Origin of the sequence: Legionella sp. PC997, from assembly GCF_014109825.1 — a bacterium.
Classification (GTDB): Bacteria; Pseudomonadota; Gammaproteobacteria; order Legionellales; family Legionellaceae; genus Legionella.
In genome coordinates this window covers 1,978,867-1,997,556 of the sequence record NZ_CP059576.1, presented here as the reverse complement: position 1 = coordinate 1,997,556, position 18,690 = coordinate 1,978,867, and the positions used below count along the sequence as shown (strand labels likewise).

Sequence of the window (18,690 nt, the reverse complement as noted above, 5' to 3'; positions counted from 1 at the left end):
ACTATTTACTATTCCGATTTTGAGTGTCCAAAGGTTAGTGCCGAAGGCAACATTTCTCTTATCTGGTCCACAGGTTGTTTTACTTTAGCGACTAAAAGTTCTCTAAAATGGGCATCTGTTGCGAAATAACGAATGGCGCTTTCTACTCCTTTATATACCCCTACATCAAGTTCTCGCCTTTCTACGCTAGCCTTTAAATCTTGAAGACGATTGAGATCCACATCAGGCTGCTTAGATGATGAAAAGAGAGAATAAGCACTGTAGAAACTACTCCAAATAGAGGTTTTAGTTTCCTCCGTTGCAGTTACTTTTTTCCATACTAGCATAAACTCATTGGAGCATAATGGAGACATTAATTTGATCATGCGTTGGATATCTGGATTAGAGAGGGTGCTGGTATTATCAGTGCCATCATATTCAGCTTGATTTTTTTTCAAACACCAGTTGTAAATAGTTTTCATTTCATCAAGTTGGCTATGAAAATCTGCTAGACTAAAATTTTGGAGAATATAGCCAGCTGCTCCACAGTAAAGAAACATACTTAGAAAGTAATTTGCAAACTCAGGAATTGGTAGAAGGAATCCTGCGAGCCAGGAGCCGCCCCAAGCCGTCAGTCCGGTACTCATTCCTTGGAAAAGGTACATTAGATTGGCATTGTATTCAAAGTCATTAATATATTTTCTAAGTGCTATTTGCTGTTCTTCGTCGTTTAAGTTATACGGTTTGGAAGTTAATAATTTTAAAGCGTCCGCACGCTCTTTTTTTGATTTTTCAACAGCGGTCATTCCATCAACTGTAAGTGTCCCCACAATACTCTCCTTGAAAAATTACAATAAAAATCCCTTTTCATCCTACCTGAAAAAACATGATTTGTGCTATTGCTTTTTATAAAAAATCTATTTGTTATAATTGTGGAGATTTTTGAGCGATTGAAAATCCAAAGATAAGTAGAATCAGAATTGAGTTATATAAAGTGGGGTTACAATAAAAAGGACCTCACAATGCTTCATAGATTTTATTTGACAAATTAATTAATTATAACTAATCTTGAATTGTGCAATGCAACATAAGGAGATGCTAATGAAAAATGAATTTTTTGAGCAAAAATTATTTAACAATTTTGACGCTCCGATGCAAAAACTCATGGAGCTCAATGTTAAAATGATGCAGAACTTATCTTTAATGAAACCTGTGGATTTATTGAGCCTAAAAAGACCAGAGGACTTTTTTGAAAAAAATATGGAATTGTTTATTCAAAATAGTCATATGACTTTAGAGTATATGCGAGAAACATTTAATATTCTTGAAGGTCATTGGTTAAATGTCTCTAGAAATTTGGATCAAAATACTAAAAAAATGATGAGTGAGTCTTCTAATATTATGCAAAAAAGTACCCAAGAAGCATCTACCGCAGTTAAGTCTGCTGTGAAGAAGGGTTCCTCTGCTATGAAAAAAGCTACTTCAACTGCAAAGAAAGCGGTATCCGGTAATAACAAAGCGGCTTCCGCTTCGCCTGCAAAAAAGGGTACGCCTACTGCTAAAAAATCATCAGTGAAAAAAGTAAGTTCCAAAAAAAATACTAAGCTAGCTACAAGTAAGGCATCTCCTGCTTCAAAAAATCAGGAAGCTAAAAGTAATCCTCAAAAATCAACCGTACTACATGGTAAAGAAGCAATGGCAAAAAATGCTCCAAAGAGCACTAACGCAGTTGATAAAAATATGCCAAAAATAGGCAGCTTGCCTGAAAAAAGTAATCTTAACATTCAAAATATGGGTAAAAGTAATCCCATGCCAAATCACTAAGAATAAAAGAGCTCTCTCCTTATAGTAAGAGCTCTTATATAATTATTTAAGCTGTTTTATTCTAAGATTCCTTGTTTCTGAATCTCATCTTTAAAATATTTGATCAAAAATGTTTTTGTGAGTTTGGGGTTTTTAGTATTTTCTCTGATGAACTCCACTATAAAACCACATTTTTTGTAAAACTCAGGAGCTTGGAATGCGCTAGTGACCAGGTTTATATTATTAAAGCCTTTGCCTTGAAATTGCTCTTCAAGTGCTTGCAGTAATCTTTTGCCATAACCTTTACCACGATGTTGATGATGTACCCACATATCATCAATGTAAATCTCAGCAAATGCAGTGAATGCATTGAGGACACCACATACTTGTTGATTTTCATCTCTTAAAATGAGGCAAAAAGTTTTATAATTAACATCGATTCCTTTACTGGTTTCATATGCTACCATATCTTCTTGCATAAGTTTCGCTACATCAGCGGGTAGGGAGTTATGAAATTCTATAGTGGTTTGATTTTTTTGCATGAATGAACTCTTATTTTTATTCTTAAGTAATCATTTATTAAAGTCAGGCAGTACAGTTTGCAATTCTTTTGCCAAAAAGTACAGGAGTAAGTCATTTCCCTGAGCAGCCCCAATTTGTATGGATACTGGAAGTTGATGATGCATCATGACCGGAATGGTCATTGCTGGCAGTCCTGCCTGATTAAATAATGAGGTGAATGGAGAAAATTCAACATTTTTTTGTAAATAATTCTCGAACTCATCATCAGTTCTTAACTCGCCGATGAGTAAGGGAAGTTGGGCCAGGGCAGGGGTTAATATTATATCCGAGTAATTTAATAACCGATGGAGTGGCTGAGTAAGTTGGTATAAACGCGCTTTTGCTATAAGATACTCATAGGCTGAAAGAGCTTGTCCACGCTGGTAAAACTCCCAAGTTACGGGTTCAAGTTCATTATGTGTTGCCTTTCTTCCTAATTGAATCTCTTGTAATTTAATTACTGAATATGTATTAGCAGCGATAAGAGTAAGTACGCAATTACCGATGGCATCAAGGTCCAGAATTAATTTTTTTTCCTGAACCGTATGTCCCATTTTTTTTAATGCTTGTTCCACTAAATTTACTGCTTCAAGGCATGGCTCTGCAACAGGTACTGAGGCAAAAACACCATCGAGATAAAGAATATTTAATGGCTTTTTATTCGGTTGATGCAGAAGAATTCGTGAACGCTCTGCTAATTGATTAAATAATGCTTCCGAATCTCTAAGAGATCGCGTTAAAACAAAATTAACCGCCAAACCAGACCACAATTCATTTGTCAAAGGGCCTGTGGGTGTTAAACCGGTTGTCGGCTTAAACCCAAACAAACCACAACATGCAGCAGGAATTCTAATGGAGCCTCCACCATCGCTTGCTGTAGCAACTGGTGCAATACCCGCAGCAACCGCAGCTGCAGAACCTCCCGAAGAACCACCAGACGTTCTATTGTGGTCATAGGGATTACGACAGGGACCCAATAAAACAGATTCTGTAACATAGGAAAGACCTAACTCAGGTGTGTTAGTTTTGGCTATGGGTATAAAACCTAATGAAATCATTTTACTCACTAGATCACTAGTGAACTGAGCAATATTGTTAGCAAAAAATCGTGATCCTTCGGTGCTACGGGTTCCTACAAGGGGTTGTCCTAAATCTTTAATTAATAAAGGAACACCATAAAAGGGCTCCTTACCACTAAGATTCGCGAGAGATTTCTTTGCAAAATCAGAACAATCAGTAACAATTGCATTGAGTGTGGTATTTACTTCATTTATTCGGGAGCGAGCGCAGTTTATAGCCTCATCGGGACTAATTTCACGCGCTTTAATTCGTTTTGCAAGTTCAATTGCATCACAGTTAAGATATTCTTTTAATAACATGAAAATACCTTTTTATCTTTAGAAATTCAGGAACAACGAACATTGTTCCTGAATTAATTGTTTCATGCTGATTATTCTTTATGGCAGTTTTTAAATTTTTCTTCCATTTTTGCTTCCATCTTTTTCATTTTATTTTGCAGTTCTGTTTTTTGTTGTGTATTAAGTACGCCAAAAATTTGATTTTTCGCGGTGATTTTGGCTTTCATCATATCCCCAATCAGTTTTGTTTTCTTATCAATTAAATCGTCTACTGCAGATTGATCCATATTGGCTGATTGAGCTTGTTGATTTATTTGTCGACTTAAATCCATCATTTGCTCCGCATCATTTTTCATTGAGGTTTTAAGCTGGTCTAAAATAGGTTTTATTTTAGCCTTTTGGCCGTCATCAAGTTTTAGTGATTCAACCATGCTTTTAAATCCCTCTCCACAACCTCCAGAATGTGCCAATACAACTGGACTTAGTACCAGTGTAAATGCAAATACAGCGGTTTGTATAATTTTTTTATACATGATATGTACCTTCCTTAGTTAAATGGTAAAATCATAAGTTAGTATAGATGTTCTAAACTTATTTTTGTTAACTTTAAGTGAGCAGGATGAAAAAAAAATCTTTTGAGCCACAACTTGTACAGGCAACACTTGAAGATTACCCAACCATCCAAAACATGGCTCGTTTCTATGTATACGACATGTCAAAAGAATGCGGATTTAATTCTACTGATTGGAATATTCCAGCGGATGGTTTGTACGAATGTTTTGATTTTAAAGAGTATTTTGTAAATGAAACTCGAAGAGCTTATAAAGTTTTAATCGATGGGGAGCTTGCCGGATTTGTTCTCTTAAACCATGAAGTAAAGTTTCCTAAAACCGATTGGAATATGGGTGAGTTTTTTATTCTAGGAAAATTTCAAAAAAAAGGAGTAGGAAGAGCGGTTGTGGAAAAAGTTTTTAAGCTTCATCCAGGATACTGGGAAGTTTCTGTGATTCCAGAAAATCAAATAGCATATAAATTTTGGCGCAAAACCATTTCTGAATATACAAAAGATCAATACGCGGAGGAGGTTATCATCATTGATTATGATCCTACGCAACCCAAACGAATTTTGTTTCTTTTCTTATTGTAAAGTTATTATCCGCAATTTTAACTCCGACTGCTCTGGTGTTAGAAGATAATGCAAATAAATAGTAATACATGAATATCGTTCATTCTATAAAAAAATTAATAGTTAAACGATATTCATTCTTTTTTGATGTTCAAAATATCTAAGCTTCTTCAGCTCCTACAGTTGCATTACCCATACTATAGGAATGCGCTCCTGTTCCAGCCAGTCTGCCTTGATCGACAATAAGATAAACATCACGGATAGGGCGACCCTCTAACCAACATTCCAGAATTTCACGTGTTCCGGCCGCATAACGAGCTTGCGCGGATAAGGAAGTTCCTGAAATGTGAGGAGTCATGCCATGATGAGGCATGGTGCGCCAAGGATGGTCTTTTGGAGCGGGCTGTGGGAACCATACATCACCTGCATAGCCTGCAAGTTGCCCATTTTCACACGCTCTTACAATCGCTTCGCGATTACATATTTTTCCTCGAGCGGTATTGATTAGATAAGAGCCACGTTTCATTTTATTAATCAATTGCTCATCAAATAAATTTTCAGTTTCTGGTGTTAAAGGGCAGTTAATAGTCACTACATCACAGGTTTCAACAAGGGATTCAATACGATTATGAAAAACCAATCCCAATTCTTTTTCGGTTTTCTCAGACAATCGATGGCGATCTGTATAATGTAATTTAACATCAAAAGGTTTTAAGCGTTTCATGACCGCCAAACCGATACGTCCACAGGCGACAGAACCCACCGTCATTCCTTCCAGATCATAGGAACGCGTGACACAATCCGCAATATTCCAACCTTTTTGGATAACCCACTGATGAGCAGGCAAATAATTACGCACCAAAGAAAGAATCATCATGACCACATGCTCTGCAACGCTGATACTGTTTGAATAAGTCACTTCTGCAACGGTGATGTTCTTTTCTTTAGCAGCTTGTAAGTCTACATGATCCGAACCAATACCTGCCGTGATTACTAATTTCAATTTTTTGGCTTTAGCAATGCGATCGGAAGTTAAATAAGCGGGCCAAAAGGGTTGAGAAATCACTATATCAGCGTCGGGTAATTCTCTTTCAAAAATTGAATTTGGTCCCTCTTTATCGGAGGTAACGATAAATTGATGGCCTTGAGCTTCAAGAAATTCACGCAACCCCAGTTCACCAGATACCGAACCAAGTAAAGTTCCAGGTTTAAAATCAATATGTTTAGGAGTAGGTACTATTTGTCCATCAGGATAGTGGTCTATTTGGGGAAGCATATCCCGCGCATAATATTTTGGATATCCATTAATGGGATCGTCATATAGAACGCAAAGAATTTTAGCCATACATTTGTCCTTAAATAAAAATGGTTAATTAAATCGCCGCGATTCAATTTTGTACTTGTCGCGGGGGATGAAGGAAAAGCTTACTTTATTATCCAAAATTTAATTGATATTAAATTAAAGAATCAAAGATAATGAATTTATTCTGATAACTTGTAAACTATTATCATGTATTTAATTTTTAAGTTAAAAGAAGAAATTAATTGGATACTGTTTGTTAGAAAAAATTTAGATTATCAAAGCCTAAAAGTAAGTGAAAAATACTCTGACTTTAACAAAAAAATACGAATCTTCTCGGTATCAAAAAATATCTTGCTGAATAGGCATGTAAATTCACTATAGGACGACGCACTACCCGAACGGATATAGGCAAAGAAAATGGGCTGAGATACAATCAGTGTTTGCTAGTTGATAATAATCTAAGAAATACAGCACGACTATTCTAAAAGTCATCGAAAGGGGGGTAGTTCCTACGTATGAGTGATAATTTCAAAATCGAATTTGCAAATACCTTACGCGGATTTGCGGCATTATCGGTAGTTTTATCCCATTATTTAAGTACTTTTTGGTACAAGAGGGATTCCATCGCTCATCTAATTAATGCGCCACTTCTATCTCCTGAAACCCATAGTATACCAACATTTATTACCTGGTTTAATTGCTTCCCTCTTTTCGATTGGGGTTCTTTTGGGGTTGGGTTATTTTTTATTATCAGTGGTTTTGTTATTCCTTTTTCACTCCATAGAAGAAGTGCCATAGGATTTTGCATAAACCGTTGTTTCCGTATCATCCCAACCTACATGCTAGGGTTTAGCATTACATTATTGGTTTTATTTTCATGTGCGAGATATTTTTCTGCAGTTTTGCCTTACTCGATTCACGAAGTGTTAATTCATTTCATTCCCGGCCTTCGCGATCTTCTTGGTTCGAGAAATATAGATACCATTGTCTGGACTTTAGAAATAGAAATGAAATTTTATCTTATAGTAGCACTCTCAATTGCCTGGTTTCGTAGTTATTCACTAAAGATTTTCCTTATACCCACAGCTTTTTTTCTTTTGTCATGTTATGTATCGCACATGATTCCAGTGTGGGCTATGAATCATTTAGTTGCCTTCATCCAGGCAGAAATCTACATGATGTCATCACCTTATATAATTTTCATGTTTATCGGAGTTGTTTTTCATTATTTATACAGTGATAAAATATCCTCTGATTTGGGGTATTTGTTAATAAGTACCTTATTTTTTATGTTTTGCATTGCCTGGCGGGTTGGGCCTTATTCAGAAAATTTAATATTGGCTTGGAGTTATGCATTGGCTTTATTAATGTTCATGTTCGCTTATATATTTCCTCATTTTTTTAAAGCAAACCCCATATTTAATTTTTTAGCTGATGTAAGTTATCCCTTGTATATTATTCACAGCATTGTGGGTTACAGTCTCCTGCGCATTATGTTAGATAGGAATTTTAATATTGAGCTTGCATTATGTGTGGTTATGTTTATTTCCATACTATTATCTTGGTTCCTACATCTAATTATTGAGCGGCCTTCGCAAGCGTTTGGGAAAAAAATTGCAGAAAGATTAGATTCTCACTTCTCAAAGTTCCCTTTTTTTATAAAGAAGTGGGGTAAGTCATTGCGATTACAATCTTCAAGAAATTAACTTGGGAGTAGTATGTCAGCTTATGAAACTATTTTAACTAAGCAAGAAAAAAAATGGATCTTAGAGAGACGTATAACAAGAATTGCTGACAATAAAGAAGTACAAATATACCCAATGGGAGCAGAGCGCTACATATCATCCGCTTTGGCCGGAAATCAAAAAAAAAGATATGATATACGACCCCATATTGAAGGAAAAAATGTTTTAGTCATTCCTGCATATGGAACTAGCAGTTTTTTATTCGCATTTGCGGGCGCTAAATCTGTGACTGCTTATGACAAAGATCCAGTAACAATTGCATGGATGAAAGCATTTAAGAAATACTATCTTTATCGTGAATATGATACTCAAGGAAATGCACTACCATCAGTCGGCGAATTATTTGACGCACTCACATGTTGGTACCCACCCTTGATCAATCTATCACAGGGAAAACTTGTTAATTTTTTATTCTGGATTATTCAACCCAATTTATTACGGAGAGCCTATATACACTATATGGTGGTATTGGTTCAACGAGCCGTTCAATCCATAAATCAAACGAATTATGAATTGGATAAAAACATTCAGTTTCAGGTGGGAACCATAGATAAAATACAAGAACAGACTTTTGATACCGCCTTTGTTCCCTATCTTTTAGGGGTGGAGAATGGAATTGAACAAGAAAAGGACATCGTGGATTTTATGCGGAAAATAGTCAAAATTGTTCCTGATGGGTTTATCCTAGTGACTCCTTCTAGAAATACAAAAGAGCATTACATTATTGGACGGAGTTATTTTTTAACTACAGATTACGCTGATATTCAGGCGATTCCTGAACTCAAAACATATGTTATTGCTAGAGATAAGTACTGGTTTCGTACCCAAGGGTTGGCTATATTTGGAGCAACTCATAATTAATCTACGTTCTAATTGTGGACTGGTGTATTGATAAAAAGTGGTAAAGATTTCACAAGAAGAAAGTTTGATAATCTCGAAATTGTATAATTTAAGAACAATTTATCGCATTTAATGATTTAAAATGTCTCAATCTAAAACCGAAAAGCCTCTCGCAACTTCCAATATAGAACATGTAAGAAAGACAGCTAATATAACACAAGTAGATGTGGCTACAGTTAAAAGTAATGGTTCTCCTATAATTCATAGCTTTGGAGATAGTGACAGAAATAAGAATATACGTTTCGGAGCTGCCTCTCTTAGTAAACCTGTTTTTGCTTACCTCGTGTTAAAGCTCGTAGAGGCGGGCAAGTTAACTCTTGATATGAAAGGACTTAATAATATTTTGTCATTTAAAGTCTTTTGCGACCAACATGGCTTTAAATGGAAGAACGATAAAGAAATTAATGAAAAAGATATAGCACGTATTAATGCAATTACACCTGCCATGATTCTCTCTCATAAAACGGGTTTTGATTTAAGTCGAACAAACGAAGCAAACCATCAATTTGAACCTGGCCAAGAATATTATAGGTATTCAGGATTGCCACTATTCTATTTGCAAAAAGTGATTGAAAAGCTTCATGAACCACAATTGGCTTTAATGCTGGATCATATAGAATCTTTTGAAGAAAACACGCTCTATTTTTCGCTCACCCCTCCCAGTTTAAGGTATACATTTATTGATATAAATGGTGTAGGTATATCAGGTGTCATTGACTTAAAAGCTCTTAATTGTGAACTTCAAAGTCTTTCTGATGTTCAGGAACTTAACCCATACCTTGATAAAATATTCAAAGAATTAGCCAGGCGTGGCCATAACACCCATCTTGATGTGCTTGCCAGGAAATATGTATTTGAGCCTTTACATATGAATAATAGTAGTTTTGGTGATAGGCCATGCTCAGCAAACAGTTTAACTACTACAGCTGAAGATTATGCACTTTTTGTACAATCCTGGATGTGTGATGAGAAATTACAATATGCATTTAATCCACAAATACGTATGACTCAGGATCCTTGGGCAAAAGAGATGGTGCCTGATAAAAACGATTTGAACTATGTAGCTGAGTGTTTGGGCTTCCAACTTGAAATAGATAACAAAGGCAAACCGCTTACAGCGTTTAAGACAGGGGATATGGGGCCCTGGAGAGGGTGGGTAGCCGTAGATTTAAGTGCTGATTTAAAGGATCGGAGAGCAACGGTTTATTTTGCAAAAGGCCCTGGCAATGATGGGAATGGACATGTGCTTGCAGAGACTCTAATAAAACCCTACTTTCAATTGGAGCATGCGTTTAAGTGGTTTAAAGAGAAATATGGTTTTGCCACAGATCTTGAAGAAAATTGGCAAAAAAAACAGCAAGAGCGCTTTGACCGAGTGGAGTATTGTTTGGAATCTTTAGCTGGTTTACATGCAAGTGAAACAGATTGGGCTGCAGAGGAGCATGAATTTGAAGCTAATAAAGGAAAATACATGCAATCTTCTGGCGAGGAATGTATTCATGAGTACAGAGAATTCCTGAAACAGCTAAGAGAAAATCATTCCGATTGTTCTATGACTCGGAGTTTAGAGTTTAAATAAACATCCTCTTATTTGTCTTAATAGAATTCTCCAAAATAATTCTGGTTATACTACTCCTAATCGATTGTTATTATCAGGCATTTTGCTGTTTTCTAAGTCTTTAAGTGATATTTTTAGTGATGTCTTTACTGATTCAACTCGATGAAACATTGAATGGATCCCCAAAGGGTTAATCACATTGAGGTTACCTTGCTGTAGGTTACTAAAGTCGAAAGTAACTATAAGATAAAGGCAATTAATTATTTTGCTTAACATATCTACTAAGCCGCTTTGCTTTTGTAACTCCTTTGTTGCATCAGGGTTAGATAAAAAAGCGGTGCATGACGCTGCGAAATCTTTTCGTGTGATCTTAGATTCTGGAGCTAGAAATTTTTCTTTTTCATCCGTTAAACTTTTATGAAGTTTATATAATTCGGCACTTGCACCGCTTTCTGTTTCTAACAACTCATCTGCTTTTTCCAACATTTTTTGCAGATATGCATTAAATCCTACTATATCTAATAGATCATTTCTCAGAATATCTTTGCTATTAATTGAGTAAAACTTAGAGTTAACCAAGGAGTACCAATGGCTATTAGCGGAGTTATTTAAAATAATATCTGGAATACCGTGTTCATCCGATGAGAAATAGGGTGTTCCATCGCGATAAATTTGTAAACCCATGGGTGTCTCATAACGTATCGCAACATGTTCTGCGTCAATCGGTTCTCGTATTTCCCCTTGAAGTTTACAATGCATTAGCATAAGGGTTTCTTCAGTTCCCCATTTGTAATTAGTATCTAAATGATTAATATAAGCCTCAAGATTTTGGTGGTCTTCTTCGAAAAAAAAGGCTACAGTCATATCACCTATTATGTCCGTTAAACTCTGTTTTGCACGGAACATGTAGCTTCCAATCTCTGCAAGTGATTTTGGAGCCTCTGTTTCGGCAAACCACTCATTATTAAAGATACTTATTAATTCTTCGAATTTTGTACCTATAAAACGCTGCATTTCTTGGGGTATATTTTCAACTTTAAATATTTCTGCTTGATTGAAATTTTCATTATCAAAACTATCTGTTTCAAATAATAAAAGAGCAGGATGTTTTTTTTCCGCAAGTAATTTTTTGAAAAGAAAGATCATGCCATAATTGGCTGCTGTATAGAGTGATGAACCTTTGGGATTGGCTAAAAAATTTTCTCGAGTCATCTCTGCAGCATAGTGTCTCAAGGCAGGGCCAAGTATCGGTTCAATGATTCTTTTTATGTGGAGTAACGTAAAGGGTTTATTTTTTTCATTTTCTAATAAATAAAAAAGTTTTGCTTTTTCTTCAGCACCTAATTTCAGTCTGTTAAATATACTCTCTGCGTTCGCTCTATTCCCATTGTTACGCAAATGATACATTAATGAGATGCCATAGGCATAATAAAGACAGTTTCCATCACTGCTGTTATCTACTTTTTTTAATTTAGGCATAATAAAACTTATATACTAGTTATATAAAAGATTAGGATTCATGGTTATGAAAAAATAACAAATAACCAAGGTGTATCATAATATAACAAAAGGAATTAATATGCACACAATAAGAATTTTTTTTGGTTCTTTCATAAAGGAGATATAGCTGACAGAATGATAATGAATAGAAGGTTAAGTCCAACTTAATGCCATTATTGTTTAATTGGCTGGTTTTTAAAGAAAAGTATCCTTCAAATTGAGTGTAAGGTAGGTCTAAGGTATGATTTACTTTTTTTGTTACTGGCAACACACAAAATGAAAAGAACGGTCGAAGTTGTTACTTATAATTCATTATGGCCTGAACTTTTTGCAAAAGAAGCACGCCAAATAAAGCATACACTCGGGAACAATTGTATAGCCATCCATCATATAGGCTCAACATCGGTTCCAGGGTTAAGTGCAAAGCCTATTATTGATATCCTTCCTGTTGTTCAAGATATTTTGCTCGTAGATAAAGCTTCAAAAGCAATGGAAACCATTGGTTATTCTACTATGGGTGAGTATGGCATTCCATTTCGTCGTTTTTTTCAAAAAGGAGCATTAGTAAGAACTCACAATGTACATGTTTTTGAAGAGAACAATTCAGAAATTGAACGGCATTTGAATTTTCGAGATTGGATGAGATCCCATCCAAGTGATCGTGATACTTATGCAACACTAAAAATAGACTTAGCAAAACAATTTCCCAATGATATTACCGCTTATTGTCTAGGGAAAGAGGAATTTATTACTCAAATCGAGGCTAAAACTGGCTTTACTAAGCTTCGCATCGTGAAAGCTTTAACGCCTCTAGAATGGCAGTTAGCACGTACTTTTCGTCAAAAATATTTTTTTGATAAAGTAACGATTTCAGATCCCTATACCTGGACATTTGATCATAAGGACCACATACATTTTGTTCTTTATCAAGGAACGAACCGAGTTGGGTATGCCCATATCCAATTGTGGCCAAATCAAAGAGCTGCATTACGAATAATTGTGATCGATGAGGCCTATCGTAATAAGGGTATAGGAAGTAATTTTTTAACTCTTATTGAAAGATGGTTACAGCATACGGGCATTATTAAACTAAACATACAATCTTCTCCTGAAGCGATAAATTTTTATTTGCATCATCAATACGTTAACATGCCATTTGATGATCCTGACCATCATGAAAGTGATCCGCGCGACATTGAAATTGGAAAAATATTATGATTAGTAAATATACTGGGGCTTAATATTCACTGCTAAACTTAATGAATGCCAACTATTCAAGTGAAACCACAATGATAAATCACCAAATTGAAATATTCTTCCAGTCAAAAGCCTTTGCTGTTATTGGGGCTTCCTCTAATCGGTCAAAATATGGTAATGAGGTCTTACGTTGTTATCTTGAGAACAATAAAACAGTTTATCCAGTAAATCCTCAAGAGGATTTAATTGAAGGCTTATCTGTCGTGCATTCAGTAAGGGAATTACCCGATGAGGTGGAAAGTATTTCCATTATAACGCCACCAGCTATTACTGAGAAAATTGTCGAAGAAGCGATTAAAAGAAGGATTAAAAACATTTGGATGCAGCCTGGAGCCGAAAGTGACTTAGCCATTCAAAATTGTAAACATCATAATATCAATATAATAGCCCAAGGGCCTTGTATTTTAGTTATTCTGAATTATGTTGAACATTAAAATTTTTGTACTTTTAATAAACGCTCTCAAATTATACATTGAAAAAGTACTTATGAATGAATCATTGCCTGCCATTATGAGGGATACAATATGTATATGTGGTTTGAACTATTAGTTTTGTTGATCCTTATTTTAATCTCCGCGCAACTATTTTCTAATGCGCTTGAGTATTTTGGTGAAAAAATAGATATTTCAACGGGGGTTACTGGTTCAATATTTGCTGCTATATCGACTGCGCTTCCTGAAACTACAGTGCCGATTCTTGCAATCATTGCAGGAACGGCTGATCGACAAGTAAATGAAGAAATTAGTGTAGGAGCAATCTTAGGTGCCCCGTTAATGTTATCCACTTTATCAACTTTTATCATGACGTGTTCAGTTATTAAAAAAAGAGGCTTAAATGGATATATAACACCCGAACGCACTGGTTTTGAACGTGATATGACTTTTTTCTTAGTCGCTTTCACATTCGCAGCCTTAGCGATGTTCCTCCCCTTAGAACCAAACTACATCCGTATTCTATTTTGCATTATTCTTGTTACTCTCTATTTTATTTATTTGATGCTCACTTTCAGAGCCTCCAAGGCGTTGGTTGAAGATGGTCATTCGGTAATCACAAACGAACCCTTATTGATTACTAAACTCGGGTTAAAAAACAACCTTCCAACCATTTTGATCCAATTAACTTTGGGTTTATTTTTATTAGTATTGAGTGCAAAAGGGTTCATTCACGGAGTACAGCAGGCGGCTAACTCTCTAGGCATACCCGTTTTACTTTTATCATTATTGGTCATTCCTATAGCAACGGAATTACCCGAAAAAGTGAATAGTGTGATTTGGGTAAGAAAAGGTCAAGATACTCTAGCTTTTGGCAATATAACCGGCGCGATGGTTTTTCAGGGTACTTTACTTCCTGCATTAGGAATACTCCTAACACCTTGGGAGCCCTCTAGAATAGTCCTTACCGGTATTCTTGTAACCTATATTGCTACAGCATGGCTAAGATTTAATATTGCCACTCGTGGAATTCGAATAAAGGCATTACTGTTGAATGGAGTTTTATATTTAGCCTATTTAGTAATTGTACTTTCATAAAAGGTTGTAAGAACCCAGTTTTTTTGTAGGGTGCCTTATTGAAAAATTAACTATTTACAGGTTATAAGCTCATCCAATAAACTCAATAATGGCAATTCATTGCATTATCTCATAAGCGGAGTATCTATTTATGAAATTTGATGCCGTTGTCCTTGGCGGTGGAATTGTAGGAGTATCGGTTGCAATTCATTTACAAATGCGAGGGCGTTCTGTGGCATTAATTGATTTGAAGGCCCCCGGAAGTGAAACCTCTTTTGGAAATGCCGGATTGATCCAACGTGAAGGGGTATATCCTTATCCATTTCCAAGAGATATGGCCTCCTTATTCAAGTATGCTTTGAATTGTTCCCCTGAGGTTAGGTATCATCCTAAATCGCTTATAAGGCTTGCACCGTTTCTATGGAAATACTGGGTGAATTCTCATTCATTGCGCCATGCAGAGATTGCCCGTTCCTATGCAACTTTAATTCAACATAGCGTTACGGAACATCATTTTATAGCTGAGCAAGCAGGCGTAAGCCATTTATTCCATTCTGGTGGATGGATAAAGATATTTCGAACTGCAAAAAAACAAGATATGGAAATGCGATTTGCTGAACAATGCAAAAATGAATATGGAATCCGATTTGAGTATTTGGACTCAGCTTCGATATCTCAAGCAGAACCTCATCTGGATAAATCTTTGTTAGGAGGTTTTCGTTATATTGATTCTGAGGCGGTGAATGATCCAGCTGCCTTAGTTGCAGCCTATGCACATTATTTTGAACATCTTGGTGGCCGCTTTTTTTGGGGTGACGCATTCACTTTAGCGGAGCAGTGGACGGTCAACACAGAGAAGGGTTTGCTTAAAGCCGACACGGCAGTCATTGCATTGGGACCATGGTCAGATACTTTATGCTCTCGACTGGGATATCATTTACCCCTCGCAGTCAAACGCGGATACCATATGCATTATTCCATGAGACATAATGTCCAACTTAATCATCCAATACTTGATGTAGAAAATGGCTATCTGTTAGCACCAATGCGTCGAGGAATTCGTCTCACTACGGGAGCTGAGTTTGCATCACGGGACTCAAAAAAAACTCCAGTGCAACTCAAGTTGGTAGAACCTATTGCACGCTCTCTTTTTCCAATTACAACGCGACTTGATGAAACTCCCTGGATGGGATGTAGACCTTGTACACCGGATATGCTTCCTATTATTTGCCAAGCTCCCCGGCATAAAAAGCTTTGGTTTGCATTCGGACATGCTCATCACGGTTTGACGCTTGGGCCTGTGACTGGACGTTTACTTGCAGAAATGATAACAGAAGGGGACTTAATCGCAGATCCATTACCATTTAGTGCAAATCGATTTACTTCATGAGATGGTCAATTTGATGTGTTCTCAAGTTAAATATATGATTAAATATCTATAACAGCAGGATAAATTGAGTCTTAAGTTGGAGAGAGCATGGAGGATTCATTAAATATTATTATTGATTTTAAAGAAAATGAAGCTATTTCTAAAATCATCAATGAAAATCTAAAAAAATATAACGAATCAATTATTGGGAAGTACGAAGCAAAACCATTTATTATCTATGTGCAAAATGATTCGTCTGAAATTTGTGGTGGGATTAAAGGAGATGTATTCGGTCCCTTGTGCAGGGTGTTTACAGTTTGGGTCCATGAAGAATATCGCCGTAAAGGTTTAGGGCGAGACCTATTCGCGACTCTAGAAACTTTCGCGAAAGAAAATAATTGCACTATGATCCAACTTGATACGGCAGAGTTTCAAGCGAAAGGTTTCTATGAGAAACTTGGTTATCAAGTGATTGCCACATTGCCAGATAATTTTATAGGTTATACCAGTTACATTTTAAGAAAGAAATTGATGTAAAAGCAGTAAATTTTTTGTAGCATATCTAATCGTTTTCCACACATCGATTTTGGCAAACAAATTTGCGTTAGGTATTTGTTATTTCTACAGTGTAATCGGTGCGCAATATCCAGGGTACTCCCCTAATAATTTATTAATTGACATATCCTAAAAATGGAGCGAGGGATATGGTTCGTGGGTGATTTAGAAGGCAATGGCATGCAGCGGCCTTAAAACCGTTCCAAGGGTGGAGTATTTCTGGGCCGACGGAGTGATCGGTGAGTCTTTCGTATGGGATTGTGGGTGTGTATATAGCCATAGTAGCTTTAGTGTGAATGCCAGAAGCTCCTGTTGTCAGTAAAATTATTACCTTGCAGCCCATGGCGGTGTCAGCTTCAATAAAAGGGGTATTCGTATAGGTGGTGGTATCCTTGGATAATATTGATATAAATCGTGCGACGTCCCTCCTGGTCATGAACGAGGGACGAAGAGATAGAAGAAATAAATATACTCAGCAGGAAATTTTATTTATAGCTCATTCTATGAGATGTTTTTTCTACTTCTATTTCCGCTTCTGGTCGACTATTTAACTTGTTCAGTTCACGCTCCAATGATCGAGCCCACTTATAAACCCCATTTGTTGTTTCAATAGCTTGAGGTTTGAAAAAACTGTCGGAAACTCCATTTTTTTTGAGCTCAGTCCTTAAATGTTGTATTCCAGCCAATAGACAACGTTTGACACTTTTCGCACAGTTATTTTGTATGAAACAATAACTTTCATTACTCTCTTTTTCCATTGCATTTAAAACTGCTAACTCATTAATATGATAGCGTAAACCGCTTTCACTAGTGGGGAGTTGGATTGAATGCTCAGGATGTTTGCCTTCTGTTTTATTTGAATTTAGCAATAAATTTTCTTTTCGGGAAAGAAAATCTGCTCGATTTCGAACGTTTGCTTTTAATAATTCAACAGCAGTTTCATCCATGCCGTTTATTCTTTGATTAAGTTCTTGAATTTGACTCTGAAGCAGTATGATTTCCTTAGCTGTTTGATCTAGTTCTTCTTGATTCGTTTTTAACTGTGCCTGGTAATTAATTTGAGTTTGTTCAATATTTTTTTCAAGAACAACTAAATCTTGATTGAGTGTTTCATTCTCTTTCTGCAAATCGTTTAACTCTAGAGTTAAACGAAATATTTCAGCGATTGTCTTTGCATCAGGTTTAGTAATTTTATTTAAATAATTTAGTAGCCTAGTAGGAAAAATAGTTTTTTTAGTATTTTTTAATACTTGCGCGGCTATCTCATTCTTTGTTTTCTTTAATGCATCCAGTTCAGTCTGAGAGTGTTCGACAAGTTGATTATATGAAAGAATCAAAGTTTGTTGTTTGATTATTAATTGATTGAGTTTTTGTAGGGCAGTTCTTCTATTATCTATATCCCCATCAATATTCCAAACTTTAACGGTTGCATCAAGATTAATTCTCTTGGCATCATCGATCTTTTTTTGTTTCTTTCTATAGGCAGGATGTTCAATAGCAAGAGTACGGCTATTACTTTCTTCTCTTTTCATATCCGAATCATGATCTGATATCTCTGGTTTTGTGCCTTTAGCTTTCGGAGCAAGATGTAAGAGATTGAAAAAATCCCGAAATAACTCTCCTGAAGAGGGTCTTTCTTCTGGCCAGAAACTATGTGTTACTTGAACGCTACGAAGCGCTTTACGTTTATAATACCTACCAGATTGACCGACAATGGCCTCAGGAACATAACATAGACTTTTCTTGGCGCATAAGATAGATGATTTATCCTCTAATTTTGCAAATCCTGGAGAGTGTTCATTAAGTTCCATAACAAAATTAGCATGTCCAATATGCTCCCCTTTATCCTCAGAGGCTAATAAAGGGCCAAAAAAACGATTTTTAATTCGTTTGCCCAAAATCTGTGTTGTAGAGAGCCAAACATTTACTTGAATCATACCTTTTTTATACCTTTTTTATTTACATCCTGTACTCTTAAATAATCAAAAAACTTGATTGAAAATCAAGTAGCTAAAAAAAATGTTATATTGTATCTTATATTAAACTCTTTGTTTTTCAAGCACTCAGTTCCATCTTTATGTAGAAAAATTTAAATGCATTAAAAACTAAGAACTGTTTATCTTCTAATGATAAAACGCTAGTACATTGTTCAATGAGATCAATATAAA

At 35.9% G+C, this 18,690-nt stretch carries 17 protein-coding genes; 10 read left to right on the top strand and 7 right to left on the bottom strand.

The genetic code is table 11. The annotated features are described in order from the left end of the window. Positions 1-8: 8 nt before the first annotated feature. A complete protein-coding gene (locus HBNCFIEN_RS08510) occupies positions 9-809 on the bottom strand; it encodes a hypothetical protein (RefSeq protein ID WP_182390689.1) in 801 nt (266 codons plus the stop codon). Between the two features lie 271 nt (positions 810-1,080). Between HBNCFIEN_RS08510 and HBNCFIEN_RS08505 the strand changes: the two genes are divergently transcribed. Continuing rightward, positions 1,081-1,803 (top strand): hypothetical protein, encoded by a 723-nt coding sequence (locus tag HBNCFIEN_RS08505; RefSeq protein WP_182390688.1) that lies wholly within the window; start codon positions 1,081-1,083, stop codon positions 1,801-1,803. Positions 1,804-1,859: 56 nt separating this feature from the next. Here HBNCFIEN_RS08505 and HBNCFIEN_RS08500 read toward each other — a convergent pair whose 3' ends face one another. The 3 genes from HBNCFIEN_RS08500 to HBNCFIEN_RS08490 form a co-directional block, all read right to left on the bottom strand. After that, positions 1,860-2,324: a GNAT family N-acetyltransferase gene (locus HBNCFIEN_RS08500; protein WP_182390687.1), complete on the bottom strand. Its 465-nt coding sequence runs from the start codon at positions 2,322-2,324 to the stop codon at positions 1,860-1,862. Positions 2,325-2,354: 30 nt separating this feature from the next. Further along, positions 2,355-3,722 (bottom strand): amidase, encoded by a 1,368-nt coding sequence (locus tag HBNCFIEN_RS08495; RefSeq protein WP_182390686.1) that lies wholly within the window; start codon positions 3,720-3,722, stop codon positions 2,355-2,357. Between the two features lie 71 nt (positions 3,723-3,793). Then, on the bottom strand, positions 3,794-4,234 hold the full coding sequence (locus HBNCFIEN_RS08490; RefSeq protein ID WP_182390685.1) for a Spy/CpxP family protein refolding chaperone: 441 nt from the start codon (positions 4,232-4,234) through the stop codon (positions 3,794-3,796). A gap of 86 nt (positions 4,235-4,320) precedes the next feature. Between HBNCFIEN_RS08490 and HBNCFIEN_RS08485 the strand changes: the two genes are divergently transcribed. Then, positions 4,321-4,848, top strand: a complete 528-nt coding sequence (locus tag HBNCFIEN_RS08485) for a GNAT family N-acetyltransferase (protein ID WP_182390684.1) — start codon at positions 4,321-4,323, stop codon at positions 4,846-4,848. A gap of 139 nt (positions 4,849-4,987) precedes the next feature. On the opposite strand, the gene HBNCFIEN_RS08480 is transcribed toward HBNCFIEN_RS08485, so the two are convergent. Beyond that, positions 4,988-6,172, bottom strand: coding sequence for an NAD-dependent formate dehydrogenase (locus HBNCFIEN_RS08480; RefSeq protein WP_182390683.1), 1,185 nt, complete (start codon positions 6,170-6,172; stop codon positions 4,988-4,990). 473 nt (positions 6,173-6,645) lie between these two features. On the opposite strand from HBNCFIEN_RS08480, the gene HBNCFIEN_RS08475 reads away from it, so the two are divergent. The 3 genes from HBNCFIEN_RS08475 to HBNCFIEN_RS08465 all read left to right on the top strand — a co-directional run bounded on the left by HBNCFIEN_RS08475 (position 6,646) and on the right by HBNCFIEN_RS08465 (position 10,354). Beyond that, positions 6,646-7,836, top strand: a complete 1,191-nt coding sequence (locus tag HBNCFIEN_RS08475; RefSeq protein WP_182390682.1) for an acyltransferase — start codon at positions 6,646-6,648, stop codon at positions 7,834-7,836. Between the two features lie 12 nt (positions 7,837-7,848). Beyond that, a complete protein-coding gene (locus tag HBNCFIEN_RS08470) occupies positions 7,849-8,736 on the top strand; it encodes an ABC transporter permease (RefSeq protein WP_182390681.1) in 888 nt (295 codons plus the stop codon). Positions 8,737-8,857: 121 nt separating this feature from the next. Continuing rightward, the gene (locus HBNCFIEN_RS08465) at positions 8,858-10,354 is read left to right on the top strand and encodes a serine hydrolase (protein ID WP_182390680.1); all 1,497 of its coding nucleotides are present in this window, start codon (positions 8,858-8,860) and stop codon (positions 10,352-10,354) included. A gap of 45 nt (positions 10,355-10,399) precedes the next feature. On the opposite strand, the gene HBNCFIEN_RS08460 is transcribed toward HBNCFIEN_RS08465, so the two are convergent. Then, a complete protein-coding gene (locus HBNCFIEN_RS08460) occupies positions 10,400-11,812 on the bottom strand; it encodes a hypothetical protein (RefSeq protein WP_182390679.1) in 1,413 nt (470 codons plus the stop codon). Positions 11,813-12,109: 297 nt separating this feature from the next. Here HBNCFIEN_RS08460 and HBNCFIEN_RS08455 point away from each other — a divergent pair, with 297 nt between their 5' ends. The 5 genes from HBNCFIEN_RS08455 (at position 12,110) to HBNCFIEN_RS08435 (ending at position 16,504) form a co-directional block, all read left to right on the top strand. Next, positions 12,110-13,051: a bifunctional GrpB family protein/GNAT family N-acetyltransferase gene (locus HBNCFIEN_RS08455; protein WP_182390678.1), complete on the top strand. Its 942-nt coding sequence runs from the start codon at positions 12,110-12,112 to the stop codon at positions 13,049-13,051. Between the two features lie 71 nt (positions 13,052-13,122). Further along, positions 13,123-13,524, top strand: a complete 402-nt coding sequence (locus HBNCFIEN_RS08450) for a CoA-binding protein (protein WP_182390677.1) — start codon at positions 13,123-13,125, stop codon at positions 13,522-13,524. A 90-nt stretch (positions 13,525-13,614) separates the two neighbouring features. Next, positions 13,615-14,619, top strand: a complete 1,005-nt coding sequence (locus HBNCFIEN_RS08445; RefSeq protein WP_182390676.1) for a sodium:calcium antiporter — start codon at positions 13,615-13,617, stop codon at positions 14,617-14,619. A 130-nt stretch (positions 14,620-14,749) separates the two neighbouring features. Further along, complete coding sequence (locus HBNCFIEN_RS08440) at positions 14,750-15,988, top strand: FAD-binding oxidoreductase (protein ID WP_182390675.1); 1,239 nt, start codon at positions 14,750-14,752, stop codon at positions 15,986-15,988. Positions 15,989-16,075: 87 nt separating this feature from the next. Then, positions 16,076-16,504 carry an N-acetyltransferase gene (locus HBNCFIEN_RS08435; protein WP_182390674.1) on the top strand — a complete coding sequence of 143 codons (429 nt, stop codon included), beginning with the start codon at positions 16,076-16,078 and terminating at the stop codon, positions 16,502-16,504. A 503-nt stretch (positions 16,505-17,007) separates the two neighbouring features. Here HBNCFIEN_RS08435 and HBNCFIEN_RS08430 read toward each other — a convergent pair. Next, positions 17,008-18,459 (bottom strand): hypothetical protein, encoded by a 1,452-nt coding sequence (locus HBNCFIEN_RS08430; RefSeq protein WP_182390673.1) that lies wholly within the window; start codon positions 18,457-18,459, stop codon positions 17,008-17,010. Between the last annotated feature and the right edge of the window lie 231 nt (positions 18,460-18,690).

Excerpts from the sequence above, each read along its gene's own strand:
- HBNCFIEN_RS08465 (WP_182390680.1), top strand. The coding sequence starts at position 8,858 with ATGTCTCAATCTAAAACCGAAAAGCCTCTCGCAACTTCCAATATAGAA.
- HBNCFIEN_RS08475 (WP_182390682.1), top strand. The coding sequence starts at position 6,646 with ATGAGTGATAATTTCAAAATCGAATTTGCAAATACCTTACGCGGATTT.
- HBNCFIEN_RS08435 (WP_182390674.1), top strand. The coding sequence starts at position 16,076 with ATGGAGGATTCATTAAATATTATTATTGATTTTAAAGAAAATGAAGCT.
- HBNCFIEN_RS08485 (WP_182390684.1), top strand. The coding sequence starts at position 4,321 with ATGAAAAAAAAATCTTTTGAGCCACAACTTGTACAGGCAACACTTGAA.
- HBNCFIEN_RS08430 (WP_182390673.1), bottom strand. The coding sequence starts at position 18,459 with ATGATTCAAGTAAATGTTTGGCTCTCTACAACACAGATTTTGGGCAAA.
- HBNCFIEN_RS08495 (WP_182390686.1), bottom strand. The coding sequence starts at position 3,722 with ATGTTATTAAAAGAATATCTTAACTGTGATGCAATTGAACTTGCAAAA.
- HBNCFIEN_RS08445 (WP_182390676.1), top strand. The coding sequence starts at position 13,615 with ATGTATATGTGGTTTGAACTATTAGTTTTGTTGATCCTTATTTTAATC.
- HBNCFIEN_RS08480 (WP_182390683.1), bottom strand. The coding sequence starts at position 6,172 with ATGGCTAAAATTCTTTGCGTTCTATATGACGATCCCATTAATGGATAT.
- HBNCFIEN_RS08460 (WP_182390679.1), bottom strand. The coding sequence starts at position 11,812 with ATGCCTAAATTAAAAAAAGTAGATAACAGCAGTGATGGAAACTGTCTT.
- HBNCFIEN_RS08455 (WP_182390678.1), top strand. The coding sequence starts at position 12,110 with ATGAAAAGAACGGTCGAAGTTGTTACTTATAATTCATTATGGCCTGAA.
- HBNCFIEN_RS08500 (WP_182390687.1), bottom strand. The coding sequence starts at position 2,324 with ATGCAAAAAAATCAAACCACTATAGAATTTCATAACTCCCTACCCGCT.
- HBNCFIEN_RS08440 (WP_182390675.1), top strand. The coding sequence starts at position 14,750 with ATGAAATTTGATGCCGTTGTCCTTGGCGGTGGAATTGTAGGAGTATCG.
- HBNCFIEN_RS08450 (WP_182390677.1), top strand. The coding sequence starts at position 13,123 with ATGATAAATCACCAAATTGAAATATTCTTCCAGTCAAAAGCCTTTGCT.
- HBNCFIEN_RS08505 (WP_182390688.1), top strand. The coding sequence starts at position 1,081 with ATGAAAAATGAATTTTTTGAGCAAAAATTATTTAACAATTTTGACGCT.
- HBNCFIEN_RS08490 (WP_182390685.1), bottom strand. The coding sequence starts at position 4,234 with ATGTATAAAAAAATTATACAAACCGCTGTATTTGCATTTACACTGGTA.
- HBNCFIEN_RS08470 (WP_182390681.1), top strand. The coding sequence starts at position 7,849 with ATGTCAGCTTATGAAACTATTTTAACTAAGCAAGAAAAAAAATGGATC.